The sequence below is a fragment of the Bradyrhizobium sp. MOS001 genome, from assembly GCF_004634465.1.
GTDB classification, from domain to species: domain Bacteria; phylum Pseudomonadota; class Alphaproteobacteria; order Rhizobiales; family Xanthobacteraceae; genus Bradyrhizobium; species Bradyrhizobium barranii.
The window spans coordinates 1-12,615 of sequence record NZ_SPVJ01000061.1 but is presented as its reverse complement, the minus strand read 5'-3'; the positions used below and the strand labels follow the sequence as shown (position 1 = coordinate 12,615).

At 62.5% G+C, this 12,615-nt stretch carries 11 protein-coding genes; 9 read left to right on the top strand and 2 right to left on the bottom strand.

Translation table 11 applies throughout. From position 1 onward, the window contains the following. Window positions 1-389: 389 nt before the first annotated feature. From CT676_RS38975 to CT676_RS38940, 8 genes are all read left to right on the top strand, one after another. Window positions 390-1,739 carry an extracellular solute-binding protein gene (locus CT676_RS38975; RefSeq protein ID WP_135216843.1) on the top strand — a complete coding sequence of 450 codons (1,350 nt, stop codon included), beginning with the start codon at window positions 390-392 and terminating at the stop codon, window positions 1,737-1,739. 76 nt (window positions 1,740-1,815) lie between these two features. Beyond that, complete coding sequence (locus CT676_RS38970; RefSeq protein ID WP_135216842.1) at window positions 1,816-2,706, top strand: ABC transporter permease; 891 nt, start codon at window positions 1,816-1,818, stop codon at window positions 2,704-2,706. Further along, window positions 2,703-3,593: an ABC transporter permease subunit gene (locus tag CT676_RS38965; protein ID WP_063984053.1), complete on the top strand. Its 891-nt coding sequence runs from the start codon at window positions 2,703-2,705 to the stop codon at window positions 3,591-3,593. The genes CT676_RS38970 and CT676_RS38965 overlap by 4 nt, the downstream gene beginning before the upstream one ends. Before the next feature lie 8 nt (window positions 3,594-3,601). Continuing rightward, entirely contained in the window at window positions 3,602-4,708 is a 1,107-nt protein-coding gene (locus CT676_RS38960; RefSeq protein ID WP_135216841.1) for an ABC transporter ATP-binding protein, read from the top strand. A 22-nt stretch (window positions 4,709-4,730) separates the two neighbouring features. Then, complete coding sequence (locus tag CT676_RS38955) at window positions 4,731-5,222, top strand: (2Fe-2S)-binding protein (protein ID WP_187387739.1); 492 nt, start codon at window positions 4,731-4,733, stop codon at window positions 5,220-5,222. A gap of 2 nt (window positions 5,223-5,224) precedes the next feature. Continuing rightward, complete coding sequence (locus CT676_RS38950) at window positions 5,225-7,612, top strand: xanthine dehydrogenase family protein molybdopterin-binding subunit (RefSeq protein WP_063984051.1); 2,388 nt, start codon at window positions 5,225-5,227, stop codon at window positions 7,610-7,612. Window positions 7,613-7,623: 11 nt separating this feature from the next. Then, window positions 7,624-8,421, top strand: a complete 798-nt coding sequence (locus tag CT676_RS38945) for a xanthine dehydrogenase family protein subunit M (protein WP_085404913.1) — start codon at window positions 7,624-7,626, stop codon at window positions 8,419-8,421. A 16-nt stretch (window positions 8,422-8,437) separates the two neighbouring features. Further along, complete coding sequence (locus CT676_RS38940; RefSeq protein WP_085404949.1) at window positions 8,438-9,928, top strand: amidase; 1,491 nt, start codon at window positions 8,438-8,440, stop codon at window positions 9,926-9,928. Between the two features lie 2 nt (window positions 9,929-9,930). Here CT676_RS38940 and CT676_RS38935 read toward each other — a convergent pair whose 3' ends face one another. Then, window positions 9,931-10,830, bottom strand: coding sequence for a LysR substrate-binding domain-containing protein (locus tag CT676_RS38935; RefSeq protein WP_085404912.1), 900 nt, complete (start codon window positions 10,828-10,830; stop codon window positions 9,931-9,933). A 378-nt stretch (window positions 10,831-11,208) separates the two neighbouring features. On the opposite strand from CT676_RS38935, the gene CT676_RS38930 reads away from it, so the two are divergent. Then, a complete protein-coding gene (locus CT676_RS38930; protein ID WP_028152377.1) occupies window positions 11,209-12,348 on the top strand; it encodes a metallophosphoesterase in 1,140 nt (379 codons plus the stop codon). 58 nt (window positions 12,349-12,406) lie between these two features. Here CT676_RS38930 and CT676_RS44930 read toward each other — a convergent pair. Beyond that, the coding region (locus CT676_RS44930; protein WP_205124629.1) for a hypothetical protein at window positions 12,407-12,615 on the bottom strand (209 nt) is incomplete at its 5' end.

The following is a 12,615-nucleotide window of genomic DNA, read 5'->3' as shown; positions in this document are numbered from 1 at the left end:
AGGCAGCAAGCGCGCCCCTGTCAGCTCCTTGTGAACACTGTGTGCTTGGCGCGATCCTCTACTTTCGCTTCGGCCGCGCCGGTACAGCCTGCCTCTGGCGCTCGGGGCTGTCCGGTCGCTCTTCGACGCACGCGCTATACGATCTGTCTGCTGTCTTAACGCGACCTGAGCGATCAGGGGGCGGGCTGTATACAAGCCATGGCGCCTTCTTATGCGCGTTGCCAAAAGCTGATGCAGCAGACAAATCCATTAGCCGCGTTTATGCGGCGAATATTTACTTCCAATTTTACTTCGCGAAATCCCGTCAATAGCCTTGAGCGCAATTGATCACATCGCAGCCGGTCAATGGCGATCGGTGCGGGCGTTCATCGTAACCAATGAGGGTTGCCATGCTTGACAGGGATAAGCGGACATCGACTTCCGATCCGGCGGGAACGGAAGTGAAGTCTTCGAAAAAGCTGAGCCGGCGCACGCTGTTGAGGGGTGCTGCGGCAGTTGCGGGCGCAGCTGTGGGTTCGGATGCGATCCGCGGATTCCCGACCATCTGGGCGCAGGAGATCAAGGACATTGAGCTCCGTCATGTCGGCGTCTCCTATTCGGTGGTGAAGGCGATCGGCGACCAGGCGGCCAAGGATCTCGGCTTCAAGGTGACGATGCAGAACCTTGATACCTCCGCTGCCATCAATCGCTTCATAAGCCAGCCAAATACGGTCGATATCGCCGATCTTGAAGGCTGGCAGGCCAAACTCGCCGCCAAGCGCAGCGTGATCCAGGGTATCGAGGTCAAGAAAATCAAGGAGTTCGACAACATCCTGCCGATCTTCACCAAGGGCGAGATCGACGGTCACAAGATCCCGCGCCAGGGCGTTTCGCCCTACGAGGCGATGTATATCTCCAAGCCCGACTCCACCGATCTGCATGACGGCGTCACGGAATGGGCGACCTTCCTGCCGCAGGTCTACAACGCCGATTCCATCGGCTATCGGCCCGACCTTGTCGGCCATGAAGTAACCGAGTGGAAGGACCTGATCGATCCGAAGTTCAAGGGCAAGGCGGCGATTCTCGACGTGCCCGCGATCGGCATCATGGATGCTGCGCTCTGCTTCGAAAGCGCCGGGCTGATCAAGTACGGCAACAAGGGCAACATGACCAAGGAGGAGATAGACTTTACCTGCAACAAGCTAATCGAGCTGAAGAAGCAGGGCCAGTTCCGAGCGACCTGGACCACCTTCGACCAGTCGGTGCAGTTGATGGCGGCGGGTGAGGTGGTCATCCAGTCCATGTGGTCGCCGGCGGTCGCCGCCGTGCGCGTCAAGGAAATCCCCTGCGTCTACGCGCCGGTTAACGTCAAGAACGGCAAGGAAGGCTATCGCGGCTGGTGTAACGGCATGGGCCTGATGAAGCACTTGTCCGGCAAGAAGCTCGACGCGGCCTACGAATATCTCAACTGGTATCTCTCGGGCTGGCAGGGCGGCTTCGTTGCGCGTTACGGCTATTACAGCCCGGTGCCGTCGACCGCGAAGAAGTTCCTCACACCGGCGGAATGGGCGTTCTGGTACGAGGGCCAGCCAGCGCCCGAGGTGGTCAACGATCCCTATGGCGTGCCGATGGAGAAGACCGGTACCAAGCGTGACGGCGGCTCGTTCCTGGACCGCGTCAAGAACATCTCGTGCTGGAATACGCTGATGGACGAGGCCGCGTACATGAACAAGCGCTGGAACGATTTCAAGGTGGCCTGAAACCTGCTTTCCGCGACCTGACGACGGCATCGGCGCGGTCGCGCGCCGATGCGAGAAGACCGAGTTCGAGGCCGATATGCAGCCGAGTCCAATTTCAACTCAAGCTCCGCCACGCGACAATCTCGCCGGCTGGCTCTATGTGTCGCCGCTGGTCCTGGTGCTCGTGCCGTTCTTCGTGGCGCCTATCTTGGTCGTACTGGCGGCGAGCTTCTTCGCCACTGACGGTTTTGGCGGCCTGACGCCCGACTTCACGCTGGCGAGCTACGTCGATGTGCTGCATTCGGCGCTGACGCTGAAGCTGTATCTGGCGACTATCAAGTTCACGGTGCTGACCTGGATCTTCACGCTGATCATCGGCTTTTTTGTCGCCTATTTTCTGGTTTTCCACGTCCGTAACCAGCTGCTTGCTATCGGCCTGTTCCTGCTGTGCACGGTGCCGTTCTGGACCTCGAACATCATCCGGATGATCTCCTGGATTCCTCTGCTCGGCAAGGAAGGCCTGATCAACCAGGCGCTGTTGACGCTAGGCGTAATCCGCCAGCCGCTTGAGGTGTTGCTGTTCTCCGACCTTGCGGTGGTCATCGCCTATGTCCACCAGCTCACGATCTTCATGATCGTGCCGATCTTCAACTCCATGGCGCGGATCGACAAGAGGCTGATCGAGGCCGCGATCGACGCCGGCGCCAGCCGTTTCGACATCATGCGTCTGATCGTGGTGCCGATGTCCAAGAGTGGCATCGCGCTCGGCACCATCTTCGTGGTCTCGATCGTAATGGGCGACTTCTTCGTGGTGAAAGTGATGTCCGGCGGCGGTTCGGCCTCGGTGGTCAGCGCGTTCTACGAGGACGTGGGCGTGCTGCAATATCCGACCGCGGCGGCGAGCGCTGTACTTCTGACCCTCGTGCTGGTTGCGATCGTCGCGCTGATCCTACGCACGGTTGATATCCGGCAGGAGATCGCGCGATGAGCGCCGCTCTCGCCGACATGCCCGAAACGGCCGCGCCCGCGACGAGGAAGGCGATCGCACCGAGCAAGGGCGGCCGGCCCTGGACCTTCTACGTTCTTGCGACGCTATTCGGGTTCTACGTGATCGCGCTCTACGGGCCGATGTTCTGCATTTATGTCCTGTCGTTTCAGGATATCCGCGGCGGCCTCGTGTTCCCGATGAAGGGCCACTCGCTGCATTGGTTCGTCGATCTCTTCACGCAGGTGCGGACCGGCGACGTCAAGGGCTCATTCGACCGCTCGATCAAGCTTGCGGTCATCGTCACCGTGATCACAGTGGTGGTGTCCTTCCTGGCAGGGCTCGGCTTCCGCAAGCGCTTTCGAGGCGACACCGTCGTGTTCTACATGATGATTGGTAGCCTTGTTGCGCCCGGGCTGGTGCTCGGTCTTGGCACCGGCCTGCTGTTTCAGGCGCTCGGACTGAACGCCAGCTGGTACACCTCGGCGCTCGGCGCGCAGCTGTCCTGGACGCTGCCGTTCGGCGTGCTCGTGATGTTCGCGGTGATGTCGCGCTTCAATCACGTCTGGGAGGAAGCGGCCTACGATCTCGGCGCCAGTCGCTGGCAGTCGATCTGGCTGGTGATGATCCCGGTGCTGGTGCCCGGCATCGTCGCGGTGGCGCTGTTCGGCTTTACGCTCTCCTACGACGAGTTCGCGCGCAGCCTCCAGACGGCGGGCTCGCTGAACACGCTGCCGCTGGAAATCTGGAGCATGACGCTGAATGTCACCTCGCCCTCGCTCTACGCGCTCGGCACGGTGACGACCATCGTCTCATTCATCGTCATTGGCGCGAGCCTGGGCAGCATCGTGCTGATCCAGAAGAGGCGCGGCAGCAGCGCAAAGGGCTGAGCTGGAATATGAAGAGCGATCGCGGTGATATCGAACTGGCTGGCGTCGGCAAGAGTTTTGACGGAGCGACCTACGTGGTCGACGGCGTCAACCTCAAGATCGCCGACGGAGCCTATTGCTGCTTCATCGGCCCCTCAGGCTGCGGCAAGACCACGATTTTGCGCATGATTGCGGGCCATGAGGACCCGACCGCGGGCGAGATCGTGATCGGAGGCCAGAACGTCGTGGGGCTTGCGCCGGCCCAGCGGCGCACGGCGATGATGTTCCAGTCCTACGCGCTGTTCCCGCATCTCACCGTGCGCGACAACATAGCCTTTGCGTTGCGCGTGCGCGGGATGTCGAAGACCGATCGCCTGCGCGCCGCCGACGTCATGATCGAGAAGGTCCGGCTGACGCAATTCGCTGACCGCCTGCCGGCGCAACTTTCTGGCGGTCAGCAGCAGCGTGTGGCGCTGGCGCGCGCGGCGATCACAGAGCCGCGCGTGCTGCTGCTCGACGAGCCGCTCTCCGCGCTCGACGAGCAGCTACGCGTACAGATGCGCCAAGAGCTCAGGCGGATGCAGCGAGAGCTCGGCATCACCTTCATCCATGTCACCCACACCCAGCTCGAAGCGATTGCGCTCGCCGATCTCGTGGTGGTGATGGAGCAGGGCAAGATCAAGCAGGCGGGGGGCGCGCGCGACGTATACGCCCACCCGCACGACCGTTATGTCGCCGAATTCATGGGCGGTCAGAATGTGCTGTCGGGGCGGGTGGAGAAGGTCAACGGTGCAAGCTTTACACTCGCACAGGCCGCGCCTTCAGGAATCGAAGTGCCACTCCAGGCGCGCTCGACTGTCTCCGTGGGCGACAAGGTTGATATCGCTGTGCGCCGTGACGACGTCGCGCTGGTCAGGCCGGGCCGGGAGTTGCCGCCCGGCTGCAGCACGTCGCTGCCGAGCCGCGTGCTCGCGATCGAATATCAGGGCTATTTCGTCAAGGTCATGCTCGACACCGTGCCGGACGACGAGTTCGTGGCTTATGTACCGGAAAAGACCTTCTTCGCAGATCCGTTCACCGTCGGCGATGTCGTCATGGCCACATGGGCCACCGGCAGCGCACTTCCACTAGCCTGAAGACCCCATCGCGCACAGGAGTATGACCGTGCAGATATCCTTCACTCTCAACGACCGGCCAACCACCGTTGACGTCGAACCGGCGACGCTCGTCGCCGAGCTGCTGCGCGAGCAGCTCAATCTGACCGGCACGCATATCGGTTGTGACACCAGCCAGTGCGGGGCCTGCGTGGTGCATCTCGACGGCCTCCCGGTGAAGAGTTGCACGCTGCTCGCGCCTGCGCTCGACGGCGCGACGCTGCTGACGATCGAAGGGCTGAGGAGTGAACCCGGCTCGAATCGGATGCATCCGATGCAGGAGGCGTTTCGCGAACATCACGGCCTCCAGTGCGGATTCTGCACGCCCGGTATGTTGATGACGGCGGTGGCGCTCGCCACTGAGAAGCCAACGCTGACGGAGGCGGACGTCCGCCACGGCCTCGAGGGCAATATCTGCCGCTGCACCGGATACCAGAACATCGTCGTCTCAGTGATGGCCGGCGCTGCCGCCATGAACGCTGCCAAGGGAGAGTGACCATGGGCAATGTGATTGGCATTGGCGCCTCACCGAAGCGCAAGGAGGACCAGCGGTTCCTGACCGGCCGCGGCAATTACGTCTCCGACATCAAGCGTCCCGGCATGACCGCGGGCGTGTTCGTGCGCTCTCCGCATGGCCACGCGATTCTGCGCGGCGTCGATAAGAGTGCGGCGCTGGCTTCGCCCGGGGTCATTGCTGTCCTGACCGGCGACGACGTCAAGACTGACGGACTGGGTTCGTTGCCCTGCGGTTGGGGCATCTCGGACGCCAAGGGCGTGCCGATGAAGGAGCCGCCGTTCCCGATGCTGGCTCAGGGCAAGGTGCGCTTCGTCGGCGACATGGTCGCCTTTGTTATCGCCGATACGCCGGAGCAGGCCAATGCGGCAGCGGAACTATTGACCGTCGACTACGAGGTCCTGCCGTCCGTAGTGGGCGTGCTCGAGGCGGTCCGGCCGGGCGCACCCCAACTGTTTGATGATGTGCCGAACAACATCTGCTGCGACTGGGAGCTCGGCGACAAGGCCGCGGTCGAGACCGCCTTCCGCAAGGCCGCGCATGTTGCAAAGCTGAGCCTGGTCAACAACCGCCTGATCGGCAACCCGATGGAGCCGCGTGCCGCGATAGCCGAGTACGAGCCGGGCACCGACCGCTTCACGTTGTGGACCACCAGCCAGTTCCCCCATGTCGTGCGCTTCCTGATGGGCGCTCTGGTCCTGAACATTCCCCAGCACAAGCTGCGCGTGGTCGCTCCGGATGTTGGCGGCGGTTTTGGTGTCAAGCAGTTCCACTACGGCGAAGAGGCCGTCATCACCTGGGCCGCCAAGCGGGTGATGCGGCCGATCAAATGGGTCGCGAGCCGCTCGGAGGGCTACGTTTCCGATCGTCACGGCCGCGATCACGTCACCGAGGCCGAACTCGCGCTCGACGAGACCGGAAAATTCCTGGCGTTCCGCGTCAACACGCTTGCCAATATGGGCGGCTATCTCTCGACGTTCGGGCCGAACATCCCGACCAATCTTTATGGGCCCTTGCTCGGCGGTGTCTACACCACGCCCGCGATCTACTGCAATGTGAAGGTGGTGTTCACCAACACCGTGCCGGTCGACGCCTATCGCGGCGCGGGCCGACCCGAGGCGACGTTCGTGCTGGAACGCATCGTCGATGTCGCAGCCAGCGAGATGGGCATCGACCGCGTTGAGATCCGCCGCCGTAACATGATTCCGAAAGAGGCCTATCCGTACCAGACGCCGGTGCTGGTGCAGTACGATTCCGGCGATCCGATGGGGTGCCTCGACGGCGCGCTGGTCGCGGCCGACGTCAAAAATTTCGGCATCCGTAAGGCGGCCTCGGCCAGCAAGGGAAAATTCCGCGGGCTCGGCTACTCGACTTATGTTGAGGCCTGCGGCCTGGCGCCATCGCGTTTTGCGGGACGGCTCGGCGCGCGCGGTGGCCTCTATGAGAGCGCCACGGTGCGCGTGCATCCAACGGGCCAGGTAACGGTCATGATCGGCACGCACAATCACGGCCAGGGCCATGAGACGACGTTCGCGCAGATCGTCTCGGAGAAGCTCGGCGTCTCCTTTGAGAATGTCGACATCGTGTTCGGGGACACCGATCGCGTGCAGTTCGGCATGGGCACCTATGGCTCCCGCTCGCTGGTGGTCGGCGGCGCGGCGCTGTCCAAGGCGACCGACAAGGTGATTGCGAAAGGCAAGAAGATCGCGGCGCATCTGCTCGAGGCTTCCGAAGTCGATATCCAGTTCGAGGCCGGAAACTTCTCAGTCGCGGGTACGGACCGCATCAAGTCGTTCGAGGAGATCGCGGGCGCTGCCTATGTGCCGCATAATTATCCCCTGGAAGTGCTGGAACCAGGGCTAGAGGAGCAGGCCTACTACGATCCCGTCAACTTCACCTATCCCGGCGGCTGCCACATCGCCGAGGTCGAGGTCGATCCGGAAACTGGCACGGTGACACTGGTCAACTACACGGCCGTGGATGACGTCGGCACGGTGATCAATCCGATGATCGTCGAAGGCCAGTTGCACGGCGGCATCGTCCAGGGTGTCGGCCAGGCGCTGTTTGAGAGCGCGGTCTATGACGAGGGCTCAGGCCAGCTCTTGTCTGGTTCGCTAATGGATTATTGCATGCCGCGGGCCGATCACATGCCGATGATGAAGGTTGCGACCCACTCCACGCTCTGCACTCACACGCCGATGGGTGTGAAGGGCTGCGGCGAAGTCGGGACCATCGGCTCGCCGGCAGCCGTCATCAACGCGGTGGTGGATGCGCTGTCGCATCTGGGCGTGACCCATGTCGACATGCCGGCGACGCCGAACCGGATCTGGCGCCTGCTGCAAAATGCGTCGCTGCCGGTCGCGGCGGAATAGGGAGAACAACAATGAAATCGTTTGCCTATCACCAGCCGGCCGAGATTCCCGACGCGGCACGATTGCTGACCTCGATTGAGGACAGCAAGCTCGTAGCTGGCGGGATGACACTGATTCCGACCCTGAAACAGCGGCTGGCCAGTCCCGTCGCGCTGGTCGACCTGTCGAAGCTCGGATCTCTCAAGGGCATCAACGATGACGGCGCCACCGTCACGATCGGCGCGATGACGCCGCACGCCGTTGTGGCTGCCTCGAGACTGGTGCAGGCAAAGATCCCCGGGCTTGCGGCGCTGGCCGCGATGATCGGCGATCCTGCGGTACGCAGCCGCGGCACCATCGGCGGTTCGGTCGCGAACAACGATCCGGCTGCCGATTATCCCGCCGGCGTGCTCGGCCTCGGCGCGACCATCGTCACCAGCACGCGCGACATCGCGGCTGACGATTTCTTCCTCGGCCTGTTCGAGACCGCGCTCGAACCGGGCGAGATCATCACTGCGATCCGCCTTCCAGTGCCGCTCAAGGCAGGTTATGCAAAATTCAAGGCGCCGGCGTCGCGCTATGCGCTGGTTGGCGTGTTCGTCGCTAAATTTTCCGACGGCGTTCGCGTGGCTGTGACTGGAGCAGGGTCGGGTGTGTTCCGCGTGCCGCCGATGGAAGAAGCGCTGTCGCAAAAGTTCGATCCGTCCGCGATCGCGGCGATCAAGGTCGACACCGACGGCCTCACCTCCGACATCCATGCCGAAGCCGACTACCGTGCGCATCTCGTCACGGTCATGGCCAAACGTGCCGTCGACGCGGCGCTCAGCTAGCTTTTTAGGGTTGATGATGACTGATGGTTCCGGCCGAACGGCCTTCCCGCCAGCGCCGACTGGCCTTGGCGCGCTTTCTGCAACCGAGATCATGGCCGGCTATCGGCGCAAGACGTTTACTCCGCGTGATGTCGTGGACGATACGATAGCTGCGCTCGAAGCGACGCATGAGGCTTGCAATGCGGTGGTGACGCCGATGTACGGGCAGGCGAGGGCGGAAGCCGACCGCGTCACCAAGGAGATGCGCGCGGGCGAGGCCAAGGGGCCACTCGCCGGCGTACCGGTCACCATTAAAGACCTCGTCTTTGTTGCGGGCGTGCCAGCCTATGCCGGCTCGCCGATGAACAAGACGTTCGTGCCCGACGTGGATGCCGCGGTGGTGTCGGCGCTGAAGGCATCGGGCGCGATCATCACCTGCAAGACTACGACTTGCGAGTCCGGCTACAAGCTGACGGCCGACAGTCCGGTCACGGGTACCACGCGAAATCCCTGGAATCCCGGTCGCACCAGCGGCGGCTCGAGCGGCGGCGCGGCCGCGGGCGTTGCCGCGGGCTGCGGCCCGATCGCGATCGGCACCGACGGCGTCGGATCGATCCGTGTTCCATCATCCTTCTGCGGCGTGTTCGGGCTGAAGCCGACCTTTGGCCTCGTGCCGCGCTCGCCCGGTTTCTCGCCGCCATCCTGGGCCTCGCTCGCGCACACCGGACCGATCACGCGGACGGTCGCGGATGCCGCGCTCACGCTGGAAATTATCGCCGGCTACGACATGCGCGATGCCGCAAGTCTGCCCGTGCCGTCCCGTCGCTTCGACACCAACGCTGTTCCGTTGAATGGCGTTCGTATCGGCGCCAGCGCCGATCTCGGCTACGCCGCGGTCAGCACCGATGTGCGCGCAGCGTTCAACAAGGCGATCGCCGTTCTCGATGCCTGCGGTGCACAGGTCACTATCGATGGTCCGGGCCTCGATGCCGGCATTTTGGAACACACGCTGAAGCCGATCGCCTTCACCGAGCAGGCGGCGGCGGTTGCGACGAAGACCACGGCTGATTTGGCCAGCTCGGAAGCCGATTATCGCGACGTCGTTACCGCCGGCCGCCACTACAGTGGCACGGACTATATCGAAGCTAGCTATCGGCGCGGCCAGGCGCGCAATGCATTCCTAAAGCTGTTTGAGCGGGTCGATGCGCTAGTGACGCCAACGGTTGCGGTGACCGCGTTCGAAGCCGGCAAGATCGGCGTCGGCAAGATCGACGGTAACCAGGTTGATCCGCATCTCGGCTGGTCGCCCTTCACCTGGCCAATCAACCTCGCTGGCCTTCCGGCCGCGACTTTGCCTTGCGGTTTTGACCGGGATGGCCTGCCGATTGGTCTTCAAATCGTCGCGCCCTGGCTCGACGAGCCCACGATCTTCCGCATCGCTGCGGCGTTCGAGCAGGCGCAGCCCTGGGCAAAGTTTTGGCCGTCGCTGGCGCTCAACGAGATAGGGCGAACGCGCGCGAAGGCGTAGTGCTAGGACAACTCGATCGGTACCCCGCGGCCGTTGAGCTCTTCGTCGAGGCGCAGATAGTGCGCCAGATAGTCGTGCAGTGCGGTCGCGGCTTTCGAAGTCGCGCCGCTCGATTTGTAGAGCAGCAGCTCGATCTTCGGCAGCGGCGGCAGGCCCTCGTTGGGACCGATCTGGCGCATCGTCGGCACCAGCGCGCTGCGGCCGAGCACGGTGACGGCCATGCCGGCGAACGCGGCGGCCTGCAGGCCGCCGACGCTTTCGCTGACGCAGGCGATGCGCCAGCGCAGATTCGCGCGCTCTAGCGTATCGATGGCATAGTCGCGATAGATGTTGCCAGGCGGCAAGAGCGCGAGCGGAATCGGGCGCTCCTGGTGCGCGGCGGATTGATCACCGGTCATCCAAACCAACTGCTCGCGCCGCACCACCTGGCCCCCGGTGAAATCATTCATCCGTGTGACCAGCGCGATGTCGACATCGCCGCGCTTGACGAGACCGACCAGTGGCGTCGAGAGCGCGCAGTTGAGCTGGACCTGCACGCGAGGAAAGGATTTTCGGAACACGCTGAGGATCGAGGGGAGCATGAAGGCGGCGTAGAGATCCGGCGTGCCAAGCACGACATGGCCCTCGATTTCCTGTGACGCAAGTTGCGAAATCAGTTCGTCATGCAGCCTCAGGATGGATCTGGCGTAAGTGAGAACCGTGCTGCCGTCATCGGTCAACGTCAGCCTGCGGCCGCCATGCTCGAACAACTGCTTGCCGGTGAGCTCCTCCAGCCGCTGCAATTGCAGGGTGATCGCCGGTTGGGTGCGGCCCAGCCGTCGCGCGGTCTCAGTGATGCTGCCGGTCTCGACCACCGAGATCAGCGATCGGAGCATGCGGATGTCGAGACTGATGAGGTTCATGCGGCGTCCATGTCGCCCAGAATTTATGCAATTTCCATGCAAGCGTAGCTACAGGCAATTGCGATCAGCCGAACCAGAGAAAACGAACAGCCGGGCAGGGTGGAATACCCCTGTGCTTTTGAAAAAGTGCCGTAAGATGTTGTTAACATGTTAGGTTTTTCTCACTAAGCGAGCGGGGCACTCTGCTAAGGTGCCTCTGAAATCCGGAGTGCGGCTTGGCAAAATGGACCCCAGAGTGGGGATGCGCCACGAAGAAATTTCCGGAAAGACCATCGATGCTCGCCACAACCTTCGGAAACTGAAGAACCGGTTATGGGGCGCCGCTGTCGCGCTGGTTCTGTGTAAGAATGCCGCACCGATCAAATCCGGAGCAAACTCATTTCTCAATTCTTATTCGGCCTGGTCTATCTCCTTATCCTGACCCGCTTCATCTGGCCGCTGCAGTTGCCGCTCTCGATCAAGTTCGCAATGGCAGCGCTTGCATTGGTCGCATTGCAGTTTCACCGGTGGAGCAAGCTCTCGTCAGGCTCTGTGTTCTCTCCGGAATTCCCGCGACCGGTTGTCGCTATCTTCAACTGGGCTTTCGGCGCGCTCGTTCTGCTGGCGCTGCTTCAAGTGATGCTCGATGCCGGACTTCTATTAGGGTTGCTGATCCACGGCGGCCCCCTGAGCGCCCCCGACGTTGTCCGCTACGGGTTGGCCGGGTTAGCATCGATTGCGGCTGCGACCGGCGTCCATCAGGCAATGAGGATTCCGCCGCTGAAGGACGTCGAAGTCCGCGTCTCCGGACTTCCGCGGCAATTCGACGGTTACACCATTCTGCAACTCACTGATCTTCACATCAGCCGCCTCTTTCCAGCATCATGGGCGCGCGCTGTTGTCGAGCGATCAAACAAGCTCGGCGTGGACTTAATCGCCATCACGGGAGATCTGATCGATGGCACGCTCGAAGCGCGACGCGCCGACATCGAGCCGTTGCGGGACTTGAGGGCGCCCGACGGCGTCTACGTGATCTCCGGGAATCACGAATACATTTTCGGCTACAGCACATGGATGGCGCACTTCGCCGCGTTGGGACTGCTCTCGCTCGAGAACAGGCACATCGTTCTCGAGCGCAATGGCGGTAAGTTGGTCCTCGCTGGCATCACCGACCGGGCGTCGCGCCATAGAGGACATCCCGACCGCGATCTCGCTGCGGTCCTTGAAGGCGCTCCAGAAGGTGCTCCTCTCATTCTGCTCGACCACCAGCCAGGTGACGCACGAAACGCCGCGGCGCTTGGCGTGGCTCTGCAACTGTCCGGACATACGCACGGAGGACTGATTCTAGGGCTCGACAGGTTGGCCGCGCGCGCCAACGCGGGTTACGTCTCGGGTCAATACGACGTGGACGGGATGACGCTCTACGTGAATAACGGCACGGCCCTATGGCCAGGCTTCGCGTTACGGCTCGGTCGACCATCCGAATTGACGCGGATCACGCTCCGCCGGGTAAGGTGCAAGTCAGGCAATGCTGACTGATCTGCTCGTAGCCTGTGCCGCAGCTGGCTATCTTGGTTCGCTGGTTATGCGTTGATCGCTAGGCGGAGGCAGATGTCAGTCGGCGTATTGGCGTGTCGTCCGCTAATGGGATGGTCCGGCCGTGCTCCTGCCCCGCCAGCGATAAGCTGGCCAGGGGCGCCAAGACAAGGAGCACGCCATGTCCCAGACACTCAATACCGCGATCGCCGTGATCGGCATCGATATCGGCAAAAACTCGTTCCATGTCGTGGGCCACGATGCGCGCGG

Excerpts from the sequence above, each read along its gene's own strand:
- CT676_RS38960 (WP_135216841.1), top strand. The coding sequence starts at position 3,602 with ATGAAGAGCGATCGCGGTGATATCGAACTGGCTGGCGTCGGCAAGAGT.
- CT676_RS38935 (WP_085404912.1), bottom strand. The coding sequence starts at position 10,830 with ATGAACCTCATCAGTCTCGACATCCGCATGCTCCGATCGCTGATCTCG.
- CT676_RS38955 (WP_187387739.1), top strand. The coding sequence starts at position 4,731 with ATGACCGTGCAGATATCCTTCACTCTCAACGACCGGCCAACCACCGTT.
- CT676_RS38945 (WP_085404913.1), top strand. The coding sequence starts at position 7,624 with ATGAAATCGTTTGCCTATCACCAGCCGGCCGAGATTCCCGACGCGGCA.
- CT676_RS38965 (WP_063984053.1), top strand. The coding sequence starts at position 2,703 with ATGAGCGCCGCTCTCGCCGACATGCCCGAAACGGCCGCGCCCGCGACG.
- CT676_RS38970 (WP_135216842.1), top strand. The coding sequence starts at position 1,816 with ATGCAGCCGAGTCCAATTTCAACTCAAGCTCCGCCACGCGACAATCTC.
- CT676_RS38940 (WP_085404949.1), top strand. The coding sequence starts at position 8,438 with ATGACTGATGGTTCCGGCCGAACGGCCTTCCCGCCAGCGCCGACTGGC.
- CT676_RS38950 (WP_063984051.1), top strand. The coding sequence starts at position 5,225 with ATGGGCAATGTGATTGGCATTGGCGCCTCACCGAAGCGCAAGGAGGAC.
- CT676_RS38975 (WP_135216843.1), top strand. The coding sequence starts at position 390 with ATGCTTGACAGGGATAAGCGGACATCGACTTCCGATCCGGCGGGAACG.